The organism is Enterovibrio sp. FF113 (genome assembly GCF_041439165.1).
GTDB lineage: Bacteria > Pseudomonadota > Gammaproteobacteria > Enterobacterales > Vibrionaceae > Enterovibrio > Enterovibrio norvegicus_A.
In genome coordinates, this window is sequence record NZ_JBGONO010000002.1 from 77,475 (window position 1) to 94,396 (window position 16,922).

The following is a 16,922-nucleotide window of genomic DNA, read 5'->3' on the forward strand; positions in this document are numbered from 1 at the left end:
TACCGTACGAACTTACGCCGCTTCCCACACCGAAATTTCAACGGGTGTTGGGTTATACGCGTTGCACGGGTTATTCAATTGGGGGCAATTCGACACCAACACAATCACGTCCATTTTCGCTTCCAGTTCCACGTATTTACCCGGCGCACTGATGCCATCGGCAAAGGTCAGCCCCCCTTCGGCGGTGACAGGCACATTCATAAAGAAGTTGATGTTGTGGCTAATGTCGCGCTTAGTCAGGCCATACTCAGGGTGCTCTGCCACCGCCAACAGCCAAGAGTCTCGGCAAGCATGCATACAACGTTTCTCCAGCGCATAGCGCACGGTGTTGCTTTCGGTAGAGCATGCGCCACCGAGGGTGTCGTGACGCCCGCACGTATCAGCCACAATTTCGAGCATCGGGTTCGACAAATTCGACATCAACACAGATTCAGCAGTGAGGTAGGCGTTGCCCTGCTCACGCAAGGTATCCATGGCGCTATAACGCTCCGTGGGATTATTGGCGTTGTAGAACAAGGTATCCGCTGCCTGATTGCCTTCCAGATCGGTAATGCGAACACGTTCGCCTTTTTTCACCACTTTGAAGTAGTAGTCACCCGCATCGACCACCTCACGAGAAATGGCGGTATCCATTTTAAAATCACTCTCTTTGATCATGTCATTCTCCTTAATCGACGAGTACAGGCTGATATTGGCGAGTGTTGAGAAATCCACGGCGGTTTTCATCACAATGATTTAGACAAGCATCATCTGCCTCAACCGGAAAAGATTTCACCATTTCGACATCAACCGGATTGCGCGGATAAACCACGGCTTCATTCATCGGGTGCGGGCAGGTGCTAAACAAAACGATGGTGTCCATTTCAAAACGCAGTTCAACCACTGAGGCTGCTTTGCTGTGTCTTTGCACAAAGGTGAGCTGACCATCATCGGTGGTTTCGACCTTGCTGAAGACATTGAGCGTGGCGGCCAAATCACGCAGGCCAAGCCCAAATTTCGCCATTTCCACCAGCATGGCGTCATGACCATTTTGCAGCCAATCGTTGCGATCACTTTGGTAATTACGCTCGCCCCATACCTTGGCCACATGGTTTTTGTTACTCAAGCCGCCGACGCTGTCGATCCAGCCCGTATCGTCTTGCACGATGGAGCAGAAAATTCGTCCCATGTCGGAATAGACACAATTGCCTGCCGTCAGCTTGAAGGTGTGCTGGCATTTGAGGGTGTCAGGCAAGTTAATGCGCTCTAACGGGTTGCGTGGGTTGAACAGCAGTAAGCTCGCATTCGCGCCACCTTCCACGTCCGTTAAACGCAGGCTATGGCCTGCTGGGATTTCTAATCCGCCGTGTTGACCACCGAGATACCGGTGATAAAACAAATTCTTCAGTTCCATTTATTGCTCTCCTTGCTATTCACTTGCGAAATATTCCCAGCTCAGGCCACGTCTTGCTGCTTGGCCTGTAAACTGGCAATCAGCGCGTCTTGTCCGGTTGAATTGAGTGGGATATCAAACGTGACTTGCGAACCAAAACGCTCTGGCGCTTGTGGGTCGAATCGTGGTTTGTCGAACACCCAAAGACGCGAGCCCAATTTGAAGCCTTCGTGTAAATCGTGAGTGATCATAAAAATGGTGAGATTCTGCTCTTGCCAGATTTGGTTGATCAGTTCGTGCATGTCTTTACGAATACCGGGGTCGAGCGCGCCGAAGGGTTCATCGAGCAATAAAATGCGCGGCTTTTTCATCAATGCCTGAGCAATGGCAAGTCGCTGCTGCATACCGCCTGACATTTCTGCTGGATACTTATCTGCCGCGTGCGCCAATCCAAGCTTGTCGAGCTGCGCCATCGCTTTGTCTCGCAACACGGCGCGACCACTGCCCCATATTCGGCCTGTTAAGCGACTCATTTCTAGCTCATCCGCCACCATGATGTTTTGCAACGCGGTCATGTGTGGAAACACCGAATACTTTTGGAACACAATGCCGCGCTCCGGCCCCGGTTCAGAACTCAGCGGTTCGCCATCAAGCAGCAATTGACCACGTGAAGGAGCTTGAGTGCCGAGCAGCATGTTGAGAAAAGTTGATTTCCCGCAGCCCGACGTACCCAAAATACTGATGAACTCCCCCGCCATCACTTTGATGTTGAGGCGTTCAATCACCACATGGCTGCCATATTCTTTCCAAAGACCTTTTGCTTCGATGATCGGCGTGTTGGCTTCCATCATTGACGCATTGCCATCAACAATCGGCTTTGGCCCTTGGCTGTTCGACGTGTTGCTTGCTGATTCACTCATTAGGATTTCCCTCCCTGTGCGTGAAACCATGGGTAACGATGGGCTGACAATTTCTGTAAGGCCCAATCCATCAAGAACGCCAAAATCGTAATCCACAGCACGTATGGCAAAATCACATCCATCGCCAAGTAACGGCGAATCAAAAAGATGCGATAACCCAACCCTTCCGTCGCAGCAATGGCTTCCGCGGCAATCAAAAACAGCCATGCGCTGCCAAGCGTCAGTCGCACAGCTTCAATGAGCCGAGGCATCACTTGCGGAAGGACAACGCGAAGCATGAGCGTCCAAGAGTTTGCGCCCAAGGTTTGGGCTTTGATGATTTGTTCGGCAGGAAGGCTTTCGGTGCGTAGCTGAAGATCGCGGATCATCATCGGTGTAATCCCAATGATAATCAGCATCACCTTAGACAGTTCACCCAACCCCAACGCGATAAACAAAATGGGAAGAATCGCCATAGGCGGGATCAACGACAAGGCGCGAACCATGGGAGACATTGGCGCACGCACATACGGGATCATGCCGTTTGCCACACCAATCACCAGCGCCAATAACCCGCTGATCCCCACGCCCAGAAACAAGCGCTGTAAGCTCGCCCACGTATCGACCCACAATAAGTAATCGCCAGTACGTTTGCTCGGCTCAAAAGCCATGCGATCAATCGCGGCTGCAATACTGTCAAACGACGGCAGTAACTTGTCGTTGGGGTTAATCGCCAATCGCGCATCTGATGCCACCATGTAGGCGGCGATCAGAAGAACAAAGGGCAAACAGGCCAGAACAGTGCGCCCAAACGCGGAAGGCTTTCGGTTAATAATCCGAGTCATCATGCTTCCTTACAGCGCGTTATCTGCCGCCATTGCCATGTAATCCGGGTTGAAGCGAAGCGTGATGTTTTGTTCATCACCGAACACACCCGCTGGCGTTTCAATACCGATGAAACCGGCATCCGGTGCGCCTTCTCCCAGTAAACCATGCTTGAAAGAGAATTCAGCCACTTTCGCCATGGTGTCTTTCAGTGCGGCAGATTCAGTAAACGCAACAGCGTCAGCGGGTTTGTAGAACATTTTGGTCGATGCGAGTTGGTCTTTGTAGCCCGCCAAGTCCGTACCGGAAGCGGCAGCCATAAACTCGAGTGCTTTAGCGCCTGCTTCGTTGTCCTGTTGCATGGTCGCCATAATTTCATACCATGCGCCCGTCAGTGCCTTACCCAGCTCAGGATGCTGCGCCAAGGTGTCTGTGTTCACCACCAAAAGGTCAATGATTTCGCCAGGGATCATGGAAGAATCGAACACTTTGTTGGCGTTTGGCATTTTGATGATTTCAGCCAGTAAGGGGTTCCACGTCGTCACAGCCGTCACGTCTTCGGTCACAAATGCAGGCACCAAATCAGCGTCAGTGGTATTCACCACAGTGACATCACGCTCGGTCATATCGACAGTTTCAAGCGCACGAGCCAACAAGTAATGAGAAACACTCAACTCTACCAAGTTGACCCGTTGGCCTTTGATATCAGCGAGCTTGTCAGCACTTTTCAGCACGATGCCGTCATTACCGTTTGAGAAATCACCCACAATCAGTGCGGTGGAATCTACGCCGCTGGCAGCCGGAATAGTTAGTGCATCCATGTTAGTCATCACAGTGGCATCAAACGAACCGGCGGTGTATTGGTTGATCGACTCGATGTAATCGTTCACCTGCACCACATCGATGTTAACGCCGTATTTGTCGCCCCACTTTTTGATGATCCCTGCATTGTTGCCGTAGTCCCACGGCATCCAACCGACATAGATTGACCAAGCAAGACGAAACGTAGGCTTGTCTTCCGCTATCGCTGGGCTTGATAGAAAAGAGAAACAGACAGCAACGCTCAGGATCAAACGTGAGATGGTTTTTCGGGTTGATGAAATATTGCGGAGTATTGATGAGAACGTATACATAACTACCTCTACCTTGAGTTTCACAAACGGGATGGAGCCAAAGAGATATCGATTTCATCTCCCGGGCTTTTATCCCTCCGTGTGACCTCAAGTGAGGTTGACAACTCTCGGACCAGACACCGTGACCTTCTTCGTTCGGGCAATTAACCGCGATACATTGACGAAGAGAAGAAACAGCCGGAACCCTAGTTATCTATTGCAAATTGTCGTCTAGCGCTAACGAAATCTAGTATTAACGCTACGTAGTGTTGATGTTAAATCACCATTCACCGATACATCTTTGGCTCGCTACTGTTTCGATAAAAGCAAATGCCTTGCCAGATTTTCATCTTATTGATTAATATAATTTTAAGGAGGTTTTCTCGTATTTCATCGACTATCGATGCGCCAATTCAGTGCGTGAGTTGCACCGATTTACACCGAAATATCTTCTGTCAGTGCATCACCGAAGCCCACCGAGCAAGCCACCTCAACGCTATTCACCTTTTTTGCCAAAACATCCCATAGATTGACTGAACTTAAATGGCTGAAGAACCGTAATCATTGAACGGTTTCCAGATAGACCCAAACCAACACTGACACTGACACCTATGGAGTACATGTGAATCAAATCAATCCAGCCAAGTTACGAAACAGCAAATGGACAGCAGTGAAACCGATGAATCGAGAAAAGCATTTTCTGATCTCAGACATTGAGTTTGAAGAAGACGGTTCAGTGATTTCGTGTCAACTCGAAGCAGTGCTGTCGAAAAATGCGTACCCCATTGATTGGACAGACCTAAAAAATAGTGAGAAATGGGTTCAAGGTTGGAAATAACGATGGCTCAATCAAGCACATCTAGCAATCAACAGAACGAGCTGGGATAGTCACGCTAATAAATTCAAAACGACGTTGTGTCTAAGAGAATCTATCGAGATGCCTGAACCCGATCCATTGAAAATCATGACATTTGAAACACCGGAAGATCTCGGTGAGTGGCTTAAAGTAAATCACGCAACTGAAAGTGAGCTTTGGGTAAAGATATACAAGAAAAATTCAGGACTTCAAAGTGTCACCTGGAATGATGTAGTCATAGAGGTTTTATGCTGGGGTTGGATAGATGGCATTAAGAAATCAATGGATGATCAAGCCTATCTTCAACGCATTACGCCCAGAACAACCCGAAGTAACTGGTCAAAGAGAAACACAGAGCATGTTGAACGTTTAATCAACCAACGTAGGATGATGGAGCCTGGGCTTGTACATGTTCGTGCAGCGAAAGCTGATGGTCGTTGGGAAAAAGCTTATGTGGTAAGTGAAATGGAAGTACCTGCTGATTTTATCGCTGCTCTTGAAAACCAGCCGAAAGCAAAAGCGTTTTACGAAAAACTTACAAAATCAAATCGTTATACCATCGCCTACGGTTTAACAAGTGCAAAGAAACCCGAAACTCGACTAAAGCGATTTGCAAAATTTATGAGCATGCTTGTTGATGAGAAAAAGCCTGCATAAGTGTCACTCACCAGAGAGAACAAGCCAACCAGCAGGACTATAAACAGGTAACTGTTTTCATTCTTCAACATGTTAACTAACCATTATCAGCGCCTAAAATGGGCGTGAGGTGACCATTGAGGTTCAGATGCGATTAAGGGATTTAAAAGGTTTCGGACCTAAGAGCGAAGAGATTTTAGCAGAAGTGGATATTAACACTGTCGAAGACTTTATGGCCATTGACCCTTTTGAGTTATATAAGCAACTAAAATTAAACGTTAAAGGCACGGGATTAAATTCTATTTACGCAATTATAGGCGCTCGCGAAGGCATTCATTGGCAAGAAGTGGCAAAAACGCGTAGAGAGGAAATAATATACAGGCTTGATGATATGGGATTAGCGCCAAAGTAATACCACATTGTTTCACGTTTGACGTTTGACGTTTGACGTTTGACGTTTGCTCCATTCTGGGACCATCGCATTCCCCGTTCAACTAACAGCCACAAGACTCTCAAAGACGATCTATTCTCAGCCGATTTACACGGTAAATTCGAGCTCAATGTGTGGGCATCTAGCGGTAATCTAACAAGAGAAGCCGACACATTCGTCGGCACTTTCTTTTAAACACGATGAATGGCGATGCCCATTACAAATGGCTTCAGCAATAATAACGACTACAGTAACGACGCCAAGTGTTCAGAGAACTCAGGGGTTCGCAGATAACCGTAAGATTTATGCTCATTGTTCGGGTAATCATTGCAGACCAAATGATCCTTCACCCCAATATTCGTGCTGTTGCGGCTGTAATCATCCGCTAAGTGGGTATCAATGCACACATAGTCACCAGGATCAGAGAAGTTCGCCCAAGACTTTGTCACGCAAGACGGAGTGCGCAGTTGATTACGATGATTCAGCATGTTGCCCTGCACTGCTGCCATGCCAAGTGGTGAGCCCATGGTGATAAAGTGATCAATTTGATAGCCTGTTTTACCCATATCACGAAGCACTTCATAGGCAATAATGGTGCCCATAGAATGGGAGACCAAAATCACTTCGTCGTCACGATGTTTCTTTAAGATATCTTCCAAACGATTGTTCACACTGCGGCGGAAAGTAGGTTGGCTATAATACTTGCCCAAATCTCTCAGTAATTTCTTGGCGACACTTCGCGCAAGATGAGAAAACACGCCGCTGTACTCTTCAACGCTATCAACCACGCCTTCAATCCAATCGCCAGATAGCTTTCTGATCCTATCGAAAAAGCCCTTTTTGTAACGCTTAATACTACCCAGTGCGGCTTCTTTATAAGGCTCACTGTTATCAACATCGTTCACGGGGCCGCCGGTATAATGGAGATCGGCGTAATACGCCATTTCAACGTTGATATCCCCTAACGAAGTTAAAGAAGTGGTAGTTCTCAGCCCCTCTTGAATGGCTTCAATCCAATTGTCTTTTAATGTCGCAGGCGCTGGCTTATTCGAGCGCCCGTGAATCAATACGATTACCTTTGCCATCTTTTCACCTTCTTTTTTATATTTTGCCGTACGCAGCACGGAATATAAGAAAAGCGTAGATTGGCATAGCCATTCAAGGTGTCTATATATAGCTACAGCAGCAAAGAAAGGTTTTTCGACACACAACGCAATGAAAAGGCAAAGAAAAGACAGGGAAAAAAGGGCGTTGAGATGCATCGACGGAAAAGTAAAAAAAAGTTTCTCTGTCAACCGTCACGAGGACGATTGACCAGAGAAACAAATATCTTTACAGCAAGGAGTAAACGTTTATTGTCTGTAGGACATGTGCCTTACGCACACTTCTCTTATAGCAAGCCCCTTGCCACTTTTTTATTTGTTTGATTTTAAACACAAAAAATTAAATTACCTGACTTTCATCTCTGGCTGGGGCGCTGTTGTAGTGCACTGTTTGCACTGTTCTGTTTCACTGGCGCTTACTTTAGCGAGCGCATCAATGCTCCAGCCGTACACTCATTTTGAAATAAGGGATATCACCTTTGTAAAAACGCTCGCCTTCTGGCGACATACCAAAGCGTTGATACAACCGCATGGCAGATTCACGCGCATCGCACCAAAACACCTCAACTCCTCGGTCTTTGAGCACGTTTCCACTTAGCAGCGCAGAAAGCACTTCAGCGCCGATGCCCTGCCCTTGATAGCTTTGCAGCGTGGCAAACTTTCTCAACCGCGCACGGCTACCATCAAAGAACACTGACGCGACACAAACAAGCTGCCCTTTTATGAACGCGCCCAAATGCAATGCCGTTTCATCGCCGTCTAATTCACAAAACACGGGTGGCTTGTCAGGCCAAAGCACTTGATGCCGAATGGGGATGGCCTCTTGCCAGTTGATTTGCTGAATGTTCAATCTTCACTTTCCTTGTGAGCGTTATTGTTGGTCAAAAAAGTCGCTATTGCCGATAATAGCAAGAATAAAAACAACAACATACTAACCAATTGGTCAATAAGAAAATTCAGAAATACCAGCGCAGTACATAAAGATACGTTCACGATGACGACACAATTAAAAACCGTGTTGAATATCTCATTATTTCAGCAGGTTAGTCATTATATTCACCCCATCGAACATGCTGTCGGGCGTACCCTACGATGAGACGATTTCGTCTTTGCCCGACAGCTCTTCTCCTTCTAGCTCAACGCGAGAAACACTACTCTTTCAAACCAATTCTGCCGGCATCATGCCCACCAAAAGCTTGGAAAGGTCTCAGTCCGAACATTGGCATTATTGCGTAGATATGGTCAAAAATATCGGCTTGAACACCTTCGTAAAAGACCCAATCCGTATTATTGGTAAAAGCGTAGATTTGCAGTGGTAACCCCTCTGCCGTTGGGGCAAGTTGGCGCACCATAAAGAGCATGTAATGGTGGATGTCTTTGTGAGAACGAAGATACGTTGTGAGGTAAGCCCGAAACACACCCACATTCGTCATTTGGCGAAGGTTAGCGGCATGATGAACATCTTCTAAGTTCTCATTGAACTCTTTAATCTCTCGCGATTTTTCAAACAGAAATTCGCGCAGTATTCGAATCTCTTTTAAGGCTTCAATTTCCTCCTCGGTCATAAATCTAATCGAGCTCAGGTCAATGTTCACCGAGCGCATAATACGTCGCCCACCGGAATCGGACATGCCCTGCCAGTTGATGAACGCGTTCTGTACCAGCGCATACGCAGGTAACATGGTGACTGTGTTGTCGAAGTTTCGTACTTTAACTGTCGTGAGCGACACTTCTTCCACCGAGCCATTCGCGCCGTAATCATTCATCTCAATCCAGTCATTGAGGCTCACCATGCGGTTTGCTGCAAGCTGAATGCCCGCAACAAATCCCAAAATGGTGTCTTTGAACACCAACATGACCAAGCCTGTTGCCACGCCTAAACCACTAAGGAAAATCACCGGGGATTCATTGGCGAGGATAGATACCGACACCACAATACCGACAAAAAAAGTGAACAGCTTGATGAGCTGAACAAAGCTCTTTACGGGCATTCTGCGGGTCACGCCTTTGTTAACCGCAATTTCATGCAGCGCATCTAACAGAGCAAACATCATCCAGATGAACATCACCAACACGGACACACCAAGCAATCGGTCAGATAATGTTTCTAATGAAGGGTGATGCGCGAGAATGGGAGGAATCAGCAAGTCGAGGATCATGATGGGAACAAGCAAGGCAATTTTTTCCAACACTTCATGGTTGATCAGGCTGTTTCCCCATGATTTTTTGTTTTTGCTAATGGCAAAATTGACCGTTCGCACAATGATCTTGTACACGATCAAATAGCTAATCACTGCCACCCCGACCGCAGCAAGAAGGAAGATGATGGTGGGCTCTGTACCATAAGGATCGCTGTCGACCCCCATTGACGCTAACTTGTCGGTGACGTACTGACGAACCCCGTGATCTAACATATATGCCCTCTCTGCGATGAATGTGTCCTGAGCAACAACAATATTCAGTATGAAACGTCTTGTCAGTCACTCGGTTCTAAGCCTATCAGGCACATTTCATCTGTGGTGAGGCAGTTTTGATACTGGGTTGGTTTCGTTCAATTAATACAACTTGTTATCACTGATCAGCACTTCCAATCGATTTCCATCGCCTTTTTCGGGGCCGCCAACCATCTCGTCATAAGCACTTTCTTGGCGCATCACCTGCGATTTCGCTTTCACGTTCTGACACTGCTTTTGAATTTCTAGCAACGAATGAGCGCGGATCAAGTTACCAATATCATCCGTGACCAAGAATTCCTCGCCCTCGATGATCACTGACGCTTGATACAAACACAGGTCGAGTGAGTGGATAATCAAGGTGTCTATGCTTTTGAGTGTTGCCAACGCTCTCAGTGTCATTTTCATCGCTTGCCCTCTATTGGTTATTTCTTGCATTCATTGGCGATAACCCATCATTACGCGCACCAGTCATATAAGGTTTAATTTCTCTCCAACATTCCCTGTGCCTCAGAGACATCACACCGCCCTCGCAGCTAACAGGCAATACGAACGCTGAAAATTTGGGCAAAATATCTCAAAGCAACAGTGCAATATTCTCAACACACCCCACTTATGGGACAAAGCGTCATGTCAATAAGAATGGGCTTTGAAACCCTGTTCGTCCGTGTTTTTTGGGCTTCACACCCAAGGAAATTAGACCAATCTGTGCTCCACTAAAATCGACACATAATAAATAATCACCGATACGGAAATCATCATGAAAAATACGATCACAACCGTCCTTTGCGGCACACTCTTACTCTCAGGCACGGTGTTTGTCTCCGGCGCAGCGTTTGCAGACGACTACGCATGGGATCAACTCGTTGCATTAACCGATGAAACCAATGGCATTGGAGCCAGACGCGTTGGCACACCACAGGAAAAACAAACCGCAGATTGGATTGCAGAACAATGGAAAAAATCCGGTTACAAAGTCACCACTCAACCCTTCTCTTTCGAGCTTGATGGAAAAGTACTGAAGTCTGAGAACGTGATGGTCGATATCCCCGGCCAGTCCGAAAAAGTGCTGGTTATTGGCGCGCATTACGACACCAAAGGCGATGAAAAAGGCTCACTCGGTGCGACGGACAATGGCTCCGGCGTTGTTGCCCTACTCGCCATGGCGAAAGATCTAAAAGGGAAACAACTTCCCTACACAGTTCGCTTAATCGCATTTGGTGCAGAAGAGTTTGGCCTCAATGGTTCTAAGTATTATGTGAATAAAACGGGTGCACTCGATAATGTCGTCGGCATGATCAACCTCGACACCATCATTGGCGGCGACAAACTCTATGTTCACAGCGCTCACTCCACGCCGTACAAATGTGACTATGTGAGAAAAGCCAATTACACGGGCGACACATCTGTTCGGTCAGGCTTGAAAGCGGTTTCTGATCAACTCTACAAAGAAAATGGCCACAAACTTCACCCCACCTTTGAAGGATACCCTGAGGGTGAAACAGGCAATTGGTCTGATCATGCACCGTTTGCATGTGGCGGCATTCCTATCGGATACCTTGAAGCCACGAACTTTGCCATTGATGGTGAAGAAGGGAATGACGGATATTCACAAACCACCAATGACGCGCTCTGGAGTTGCTTTGACGACAAGACTCTTAGTGCGTGTAACCGTGAAGAAGAGAAGCATTGGGGTAAAATTTGGCACACCAAGTTTGACCGCTTGGATACCCTAACCCCACTGTTTAAAGACAGATTACAAACGCAGCTGAACCAAAACATTCAAGTGCTAGAAACCTTTGCCCTTGAAGCGAACAAATGGGTGAAGTGACAAACCGAAATACACTGAAACCAAAGCGCTAACCCAAACGAAAAACGGTGCCATCAGGCACCGTTTTTATATATCCATTGTCTCGCTCATCGTCGATGAGTTCATGATCCTATTATCAACGCCAGCACGTTCACTGCTCGTTTAACGCCTATATGTATTCATCGATGATAATCGTATCGCGGCGATCTGCACTGTTCCGGCGATCGTACCCCTGAAACCTCACGCGATTATCTCTGCGTTCACGTGGTCGCCGCCGCTCAATCACATACATACCATCGACAAGTTGGGTGTCGATAGCTTCAAAAAAATCATCATAGGATTTAAGGTAGTTTTGGACTTTCATCTGCCGCTCTCTTTTCGCCTAAATAATCTTAATGACAACCCGCCTGATTAACTTCAATTGAACTGTAGTACCACCAATCAAAACAGATGTCTCTTTGTTGATCACAAAACCTTGAGAGTAAGAGTTTTACATCTCAAGCAGCGTCACTCCAGCCAATAAACACCCAAAATGAATACGAGTTTCATCGGTGAGTCATGCGCTCAACTTAGAGACACGACGAGTATGATCGACAAACATCACCGCACTAACCCTGACACTCATGCTGTTTTTGTAAGCAATCAAACACTTATAACGCCAAGCAATTTGAACCAATATCACATCTGACAAAACCCTGACATTCACCCTGATTTTCACGCACAACTGCTGTGATAGATTCCGCGCCGAAAATTAAGCACTTTGTCTTTTAGGGACTTTTGAATGAAACGATACGCAATGATCCCCCTGCTAGCCCTGGCTCTGACTGCCTGTGGTGGCGGTAGCGACGGCGGCAATACAACAACTCAACCAACAACGCCAGCATCAGTAGAAGGCAAGATCGAACAGATTTCAGGAAATACCGTGACGGTTAACGGGCATCAGTATCAGGTAAATAGCGTTCAATATCGTGGCGCAACCATTCAAACAGAAATGCTTGAAACCAATATGATGGTCAATGCAAATATGGCCTCACGCGCACAAACTGGCGCTCACATTGAGCTTGAGCCAACGTTTACCGGTCGTATTGAAAAAATCGGCGAACCTGAAGGCACATTTACCATTAATGGCATTGAGTTAAGCTTTGCCGCCCTTTCACCACGCATTCAAAACGGTGACTGGGTGATGGTCTCTTCCCTCCCAAGCGCGAACGACAGCTACAAAGTCTTGTCTGTGATTAGATTCGACTTTGATCAAGACGGGTTGGCGGAAGCCGAAGGCCGCATTTCATCCATTGATTTCAACAACGGCACTTTTAAAATTGGTAAATCGCTAACCGTGTTGTTTGATCAAAACCTCGTTAACAATCCAAAGAAACTGCGCAATGGCACCTGGGTTGAGGTGATTGGTGGTTACAACGAAGATAACGGTGTATTGACCGCCGAAAAGATCAAACTCAAAAACTACAACGACGTCCATGGTGAAGGCGAGATTGAAGGTGTTGTCACTTGGGTAGCGACAGACAAGAGTGCGTTTGAAGTGAACTATCGCGGCACCTTTGATATTCACCCATCGACCAAATACGACGATGGCGACAAATCCTCTCTGCGCATCGGCGCTGAAGTGGAAGTCGATTACATCAAAAAAGGCGACAAGCTGATTGCCAAAGAAATCGAGTTTGAAGACGACGTTGATTTTGACTTTGATTGGGATGCGTTTGAATTTGAAACCGAAGGCACTGCATCAAACGTGAATACCGAAGACGAAACATTCGTTATCAAGGTCAAAGGTAAAGAACAAACTATCTACATCGATGCTCAAACTCGCTTTGACGACGGCCTAACCATAGATACTCTTGAAGGTGAACGTCTAGAAGTTGAAGGCGTGATCATCAGCGGTGATTATGTTGCGCGTGAGATTGAAAGAGAAGACGACTAAGTCGAACCTCTGAATCAAAACGACAAACATAAATAAAGGGGCGAAAGCCCCTTTTCCATGTTTGGTGTTTGAATCCCACGTATACGGTTAACGAACTGAGGCGTAATAAGCGGACAATCACATCGATTGAAAAAAAAGCGTTCATTCACACCAACGACGCGAAATACACCTCGATTTCTGCCTTGGTCATTTCTTTGGATTCATTTGAAAAGCAGTAATAGTCTGGGCGTTGATCGCTAAAATACTGCATAGACATCACCAAATCACTTAACTCAGGGATCAAACCCAAAGGCATGTTGTAGCTGCCCGTTTTATTCAAACGATAGAATAGATGAGTGCCACATTTCCCGCAGAAGCCACGCGTTGCCCAAGGTGACGACTCATACTCTTTAATCATCTCTGAGCCTTCAAACTGAACGTCGGTTCCGCATTGAACGGCAAACAACGGCCCCCCACCCCATGAACGGCACGTATCGCAATGGCACACGGTGAAGTTCGGGTTCACTTCACCAACCTCAACTTTAACGCTTCCGCAAAGGCAACTTGCGCGTGTTTTGTCTGACCCTTCCATTATTCATTCCTTAAAATATGATGTCACTTTCATCATGCGCGCGCGCACAAGCAGTGAGACGTAAAATGCTCAATGTGCAAAAACGGCAAACAAGCATGTGCTCGCAATGCCGAAAAAGAACAACCATGACAAATGCTTGCCGCGTGAAAACCATAGCGACACCACGCCACTCAATGAAAATACCACCGCAATAGTCATGAGTATTTCTGATCGAATGTCACCGCTGGGATTGGACAAAAAATACAATATCGCCGCAAAGCCCCACCAAGCGATCGTCGTAATGTGCCACGCGAACCTTAGAACACGTTTCGTAAACCAATCGCTGCCGAGCAGTTTAGGCAAGTTATCACGTCTAAATAAGCGAATGAGAATGTACTTTTCACCAAGATAGGAATGAACAAATCCAATAAATATCAGTAGAAAAGAACCCACAAGTAACATACCTGCCTCCATGCAACACAAACACCCAAACGGTATCCGTATAAGAACCTTCACCCTACCACAAGGCATGATGTCGTGTTTGCCACGCCTGGCAAAATGACGTTTGACCAATCTGCCCATCGCAGTGGTTGTGACGGTGCAACCCACGTTAACGGTATTCTGCGATTGATCAATATCGAAAGACACCCACATTTCTCTGTCTTTAGACGGATTAAGGTTTAAAACACAGTCAACACAGATTATTCTGTCAAAACATCAAGCTAATGCCGTGTATTCGAATAATCCCGATAGCGCTAAACGCTTAATATAAAAACATTTTTGGTAAGGAGAAAAAGACCAATGAAGGTGACGCACTTCTTTAAGCAGTTAAACAAGAACCTAATTGGCAAGCTTCACCAGACCAGCGAATTTCAACAAAGAATGTGGATTGTAAACGTACGAGAAAGCACGTTGAAAAATGAATCGTTTGTGGTGAGCGAAGACAGCTTCTCAGAACCCATGCAATGGATGAAGCGCCAAAACTACACTGATTACATGATTGACGAGCTAGACCAACTCAAACTTTCTCAGTCGGCCAATTTCAAAGTCGGTAACGCAGAGCATTGCCTTTTTAGGGTGAAGTAGATGTGTGAATGAATCGACGCTTGGTGGCAGCTGATTTTAGCCGCCACACACACCAAAACTGAACAACAAGCCTTACAGATTATTCGTTATTAATGGCGTCAATGATCGCTTGCGGGAAACGATATCGATCAACGTTCTCTCTGTTCTTCACCAGTCTATAAAGCTTTTTCAACGTCTCGATGTCTTCATCATCATTGTCCCAAAATAATCCGCCTGCTGTCCTCACAGCTCCCCAGATCATGTTCGCACGAAGGTTATCCACCCCGTTTTGGCGAAGCAATGTGAATAAAATATCGTCGGCTTGCTCTCGATCAACTTGATGATTGTAAAACAGCCAGTCATGAACCAAAGCTGGCATCATAACGTCTGGGTGAAACGGCGTGAACGTGATCTGCCAAGCGATGGCTGGAATTGTTGCGCCGTCATAACGAAAATATTTAGGAACAACAATATCCACGCCATCGGCTTCAATTTCAAAGTCCCATGTTAATTCGTATTTATTAACCAACGCACTGGGCTGAAGTTTGGGTTGTTTAAGCATCGCATTCTCCTACTCACGACTTAAGGGTATAGCATAGTTATTACACCGCCCTTGTTGCCATGCAGCGAAGTGGACCTTCCACAATCGAGCCATTACGGCGGCGTAGGGAAATTACGATTAGGAATGGCAGAGAAAGCCAACCAATCGATCCACCAGATCCAGCCTTTTCATTCGTTTTTGGCGGTACAATCGTTTTTGTATCCGTCCCATTATCGGTGTCTGGTGTTGTTGTGTTGCCGGTTCCAGGATCATCAGCCCTTGTGATGACTTTGGCTTCATTGCAAATGCCATCCATGCACGCTTCTATCCACGCGGTATAGTTTGAAACTTGCGTGTAAACTGTTGAGGTATTCCCGCAGCGGTAAATAGACCCAAAGTAGCTTCCTCCCCAACTGGTCACTCCTACTAGGTACTGCTCCAGAGAGTGAGTATCTTTCCACACCATTGGGCCACCTGAGTCACCCTGACACGCGCCAATCTGATCGATGGGATGAACACTCGCGACCGATTCAGCACCTGCACAAATAAAGGCATTGTCGTCATCTAACATGGAAGGCAATAGCGCATCATGCTGATTTGAAAATGTGTTGAACTCTTGTCGGCACGCTGCATCCGTCATTGCGTAGGTGTTTACCGATTGCAGCTTACGTGGCATATCGAATTGGCTGTGACGGGGATTGATAAAACCATAGCCGCTAATAAGTTGCGACTTTTCAGGCGCATAGCGATTCTGCCATGCAGCGTTGTCATAGGCCGCTTGCACAGAGGGCGACGCGATCTTAATGGCTTTGGCCGGAGACGCTACCGACGAATCTAATTCGATCAATGCAATGTCTGCATTCATTGAGTGGCTTTCATGGTCCCAGCCTGCATGGATATACACTTTTCGGGCAGAAACAGCTCTCGCCTTAAATTCTGGCGCTTGTGTGTCGGCTTCACCTGTTGAGACAAATACGTCCGCTGCATCTTGAGGCAGCATGGTAATGATTATTCCGCTAATGTCGTAATCAATATAAAAACAATGTGCTGCCGTTAGAATCCATTTGGCTTCACCCGTTTTATTGTCTTCAATCACGGTGCCGCCACAGCGTCCCACTTTGTCAAACAAATGGGATTCAACATAGGCTTGCCAAGGCGCCTCCGAAATATCTGTGTCTGAGCCGTTCAAAATATACGGAGAGAAAGGCGAGTCCTTCAAAGCCGCCTCTGAAGCAGAAACAGTGGTGCTCACCGAGCATACAGCCGCGATCGCTAAAGAAAGAAACCCAAAGACATTTTTCATATATTTTCCAAAAGTAGAGTAAAAGAGAGCA

The 16,922-nt window shown here is 46.6% G+C and carries 21 protein-coding genes and 1 riboswitch; of the genes, 7 read left to right on the plus strand and 14 right to left on the minus strand.

Features of this window, described 5'->3' with window-relative positions:
- Positions 1-12: 12 nt before the first annotated feature.
- From ACED36_RS02090 to ACED36_RS02110, 5 genes are read right to left on the minus strand one after another with little or no spacing between them, the layout of a single operon-like run.
- The gene (locus tag ACED36_RS02090; protein WP_371732686.1) at positions 13-657 is read right to left on the minus strand and encodes an urea amidolyase associated protein UAAP2; all 645 of its coding nucleotides are present in this window, start codon (positions 655-657) and stop codon (positions 13-15) included.
- Between the two features lie 10 nt (positions 658-667).
- A complete protein-coding gene (locus ACED36_RS02095) occupies positions 668-1,393 on the minus strand; it encodes an urea amidolyase associated protein UAAP1 (RefSeq protein ID WP_371732687.1) in 726 nt (241 codons plus the stop codon).
- Positions 1,394-1,434: 41 nt separating this feature from the next.
- The gene (locus tag ACED36_RS02100) at positions 1,435-2,292 is read right to left on the minus strand and encodes an ABC transporter ATP-binding protein (RefSeq protein ID WP_016960969.1); all 858 of its coding nucleotides are present in this window, start codon (positions 2,290-2,292) and stop codon (positions 1,435-1,437) included.
- Complete coding sequence (locus ACED36_RS02105; RefSeq protein WP_017003596.1) at positions 2,292-3,116, minus strand: ABC transporter permease; 825 nt, start codon at positions 3,114-3,116, stop codon at positions 2,292-2,294. Before ACED36_RS02105 ends, ACED36_RS02100 begins: the two co-directional genes overlap by 1 nt.
- Positions 3,117-3,125: 9 nt before the next feature.
- On the minus strand, positions 3,126-4,229 hold the full coding sequence (locus tag ACED36_RS02110) for a putative urea ABC transporter substrate-binding protein (protein WP_016960971.1): 1,104 nt from the start codon (positions 4,227-4,229) through the stop codon (positions 3,126-3,128).
- A gap of 56 nt (positions 4,230-4,285) precedes the next feature.
- Positions 4,286-4,429, minus strand: a riboswitch (guanidine-I (ykkC/yxkD leader).
- A 401-nt stretch (positions 4,430-4,830) separates the two neighbouring features.
- Between ACED36_RS02110 and ACED36_RS02115 the strand changes: the two genes are divergently transcribed.
- The 3 genes from ACED36_RS02115 to ACED36_RS02125 all read left to right on the plus strand — a co-directional run bounded on the left by ACED36_RS02115 (position 4,831) and on the right by ACED36_RS02125 (position 6,112).
- Positions 4,831-5,046 carry a TIGR02450 family Trp-rich protein gene (locus ACED36_RS02115; protein ID WP_017003598.1) on the plus strand — a complete coding sequence of 72 codons (216 nt, stop codon included), beginning with the start codon at positions 4,831-4,833 and terminating at the stop codon, positions 5,044-5,046.
- A gap of 99 nt (positions 5,047-5,145) precedes the next feature.
- Positions 5,146-5,721 carry a YdeI family protein gene (locus ACED36_RS02120; protein ID WP_016960975.1) on the plus strand — a complete coding sequence of 192 codons (576 nt, stop codon included), beginning with the start codon at positions 5,146-5,148 and terminating at the stop codon, positions 5,719-5,721.
- 109 nt (positions 5,722-5,830) lie between these two features.
- Entirely contained in the window at positions 5,831-6,112 is a 282-nt protein-coding gene (locus ACED36_RS02125) for a TfoX/Sxy family DNA transformation protein (RefSeq protein WP_241819143.1), read from the plus strand.
- A 263-nt stretch (positions 6,113-6,375) separates the two neighbouring features.
- Here the strand turns inward: ACED36_RS02125 and ACED36_RS02130 are convergent, their stop codons facing one another.
- The 4 genes from ACED36_RS02130 to ACED36_RS02145 all read right to left on the minus strand — a co-directional run bounded on the left by ACED36_RS02130 (position 6,376) and on the right by ACED36_RS02145 (position 10,094).
- Positions 6,376-7,215, minus strand: coding sequence for a triacylglycerol lipase (locus ACED36_RS02130; RefSeq protein ID WP_017003599.1), 840 nt, complete (start codon positions 7,213-7,215; stop codon positions 6,376-6,378).
- Between the two features lie 451 nt (positions 7,216-7,666).
- Positions 7,667-8,083, minus strand: coding sequence for a GNAT family N-acetyltransferase (locus ACED36_RS02135; protein WP_017003601.1), 417 nt, complete (start codon positions 8,081-8,083; stop codon positions 7,667-7,669).
- 301 nt (positions 8,084-8,384) lie between these two features.
- Positions 8,385-9,647, minus strand: coding sequence for a mechanosensitive ion channel family protein (locus tag ACED36_RS02140; RefSeq protein ID WP_017003602.1), 1,263 nt, complete (start codon positions 9,645-9,647; stop codon positions 8,385-8,387).
- Positions 9,648-9,788: 141 nt separating this feature from the next.
- Positions 9,789-10,094: a DUF6482 family protein gene (locus ACED36_RS02145; protein WP_016960980.1), complete on the minus strand. Its 306-nt coding sequence runs from the start codon at positions 10,092-10,094 to the stop codon at positions 9,789-9,791.
- Between the two features lie 352 nt (positions 10,095-10,446).
- Here ACED36_RS02145 and ACED36_RS02150 point away from each other — a divergent pair, with 352 nt between their 5' ends.
- Positions 10,447-11,517: a M28 family metallopeptidase gene (locus tag ACED36_RS02150; protein WP_017003603.1), complete on the plus strand. Its 1,071-nt coding sequence runs from the start codon at positions 10,447-10,449 to the stop codon at positions 11,515-11,517.
- A gap of 148 nt (positions 11,518-11,665) precedes the next feature.
- Here the strand turns inward: ACED36_RS02150 and ACED36_RS02155 are convergent, their stop codons facing one another.
- Positions 11,666-11,860, minus strand: a complete 195-nt coding sequence (locus tag ACED36_RS02155) for a hypothetical protein (protein WP_016960982.1) — start codon at positions 11,858-11,860, stop codon at positions 11,666-11,668.
- Positions 11,861-12,277: 417 nt separating this feature from the next.
- On the opposite strand from ACED36_RS02155, the gene ACED36_RS02160 reads away from it, so the two are divergent.
- Entirely contained in the window at positions 12,278-13,432 is a 1,155-nt protein-coding gene (locus tag ACED36_RS02160; protein WP_371732688.1) for a DUF5666 domain-containing protein, read from the plus strand.
- 145 nt (positions 13,433-13,577) lie between these two features.
- Here ACED36_RS02160 and ACED36_RS02165 read toward each other — a convergent pair whose 3' ends face one another.
- Together ACED36_RS02165 and ACED36_RS02170 are read right to left on the minus strand one after the other, a co-directional pair.
- A complete protein-coding gene (locus ACED36_RS02165) occupies positions 13,578-14,003 on the minus strand; it encodes a GFA family protein (RefSeq protein ID WP_016960984.1) in 426 nt (141 codons plus the stop codon).
- Between the two features lie 69 nt (positions 14,004-14,072).
- Complete coding sequence (locus tag ACED36_RS02170; protein ID WP_016960985.1) at positions 14,073-14,444, minus strand: hypothetical protein; 372 nt, start codon at positions 14,442-14,444, stop codon at positions 14,073-14,075.
- Between the two features lie 75 nt (positions 14,445-14,519).
- Here ACED36_RS02170 and ACED36_RS02175 point away from each other — a divergent pair, with 75 nt between their 5' ends.
- A complete protein-coding gene (locus ACED36_RS02175) occupies positions 14,520-14,666 on the plus strand; it encodes a hypothetical protein (protein ID WP_371732689.1) in 147 nt (48 codons plus the stop codon).
- Between the two features lie 117 nt (positions 14,667-14,783).
- Positions 14,784-15,068 carry a hypothetical protein gene (locus tag ACED36_RS02180; RefSeq protein ID WP_017003605.1) on the plus strand — a complete coding sequence of 95 codons (285 nt, stop codon included), beginning with the start codon at positions 14,784-14,786 and terminating at the stop codon, positions 15,066-15,068.
- A gap of 79 nt (positions 15,069-15,147) precedes the next feature.
- Here ACED36_RS02180 and ACED36_RS02185 read toward each other — a convergent pair whose 3' ends face one another.
- Both ACED36_RS02185 and ACED36_RS02190 read right to left on the minus strand, forming a co-directional pair.
- A complete protein-coding gene (locus ACED36_RS02185) occupies positions 15,148-15,609 on the minus strand; it encodes a DUF1353 domain-containing protein (protein ID WP_017003606.1) in 462 nt (153 codons plus the stop codon).
- 40 nt (positions 15,610-15,649) lie between these two features.
- Entirely contained in the window at positions 15,650-16,891 is a 1,242-nt protein-coding gene (locus ACED36_RS02190) for a trypsin-like serine protease (protein ID WP_371732690.1), read from the minus strand.
- Positions 16,892-16,922 lie beyond the last annotated feature (31 nt).

Bases quoted from the DNA above. Each gene is read 5' to 3' on its own strand.
- ACED36_RS02090 (WP_371732686.1), bottom strand. From the start codon at position 657: ATGATCAAAGAGAGTGATTTTAAAATGGATACCGCCATTTCTCGTGAG.
- ACED36_RS02095 (WP_371732687.1), bottom strand. From the start codon at position 1,393: ATGGAACTGAAGAATTTGTTTTATCACCGGTATCTCGGTGGTCAACAC.
- ACED36_RS02100 (WP_016960969.1), bottom strand. From the start codon at position 2,292: ATGAGTGAATCAGCAAGCAACACGTCGAACAGCCAAGGGCCAAAGCCG.
- ACED36_RS02105 (WP_017003596.1), bottom strand. From the start codon at position 3,116: ATGACTCGGATTATTAACCGAAAGCCTTCCGCGTTTGGGCGCACTGTT.
- ACED36_RS02110 (WP_016960971.1), bottom strand. From the start codon at position 4,229: ATGTATACGTTCTCATCAATACTCCGCAATATTTCATCAACCCGAAAA.
- ACED36_RS02120 (WP_016960975.1), top strand. From the start codon at position 5,146: ATGCCTGAACCCGATCCATTGAAAATCATGACATTTGAAACACCGGAA.
- ACED36_RS02130 (WP_017003599.1), bottom strand. From the start codon at position 7,215: ATGGCAAAGGTAATCGTATTGATTCACGGGCGCTCGAATAAGCCAGCG.
- ACED36_RS02140 (WP_017003602.1), bottom strand. From the start codon at position 9,647: ATGTTAGATCACGGGGTTCGTCAGTACGTCACCGACAAGTTAGCGTCA.
- ACED36_RS02145 (WP_016960980.1), bottom strand. From the start codon at position 10,094: ATGAAAATGACACTGAGAGCGTTGGCAACACTCAAAAGCATAGACACC.
- ACED36_RS02150 (WP_017003603.1), top strand. From the start codon at position 10,447: ATGAAAAATACGATCACAACCGTCCTTTGCGGCACACTCTTACTCTCA.
- ACED36_RS02155 (WP_016960982.1), bottom strand. From the start codon at position 11,860: ATGAAAGTCCAAAACTACCTTAAATCCTATGATGATTTTTTTGAAGCT.
- ACED36_RS02160 (WP_371732688.1), top strand. From the start codon at position 12,278: ATGAAACGATACGCAATGATCCCCCTGCTAGCCCTGGCTCTGACTGCC.
- ACED36_RS02165 (WP_016960984.1), bottom strand. From the start codon at position 14,003: ATGGAAGGGTCAGACAAAACACGCGCAAGTTGCCTTTGCGGAAGCGTT.
- ACED36_RS02170 (WP_016960985.1), bottom strand. From the start codon at position 14,444: ATGTTACTTGTGGGTTCTTTTCTACTGATATTTATTGGATTTGTTCAT.
- ACED36_RS02180 (WP_017003605.1), top strand. From the start codon at position 14,784: ATGAAGGTGACGCACTTCTTTAAGCAGTTAAACAAGAACCTAATTGGC.
- ACED36_RS02185 (WP_017003606.1), bottom strand. From the start codon at position 15,609: ATGCTTAAACAACCCAAACTTCAGCCCAGTGCGTTGGTTAATAAATAC.
- ACED36_RS02190 (WP_371732690.1), bottom strand. From the start codon at position 16,891: ATGAAAAATGTCTTTGGGTTTCTTTCTTTAGCGATCGCGGCTGTATGC.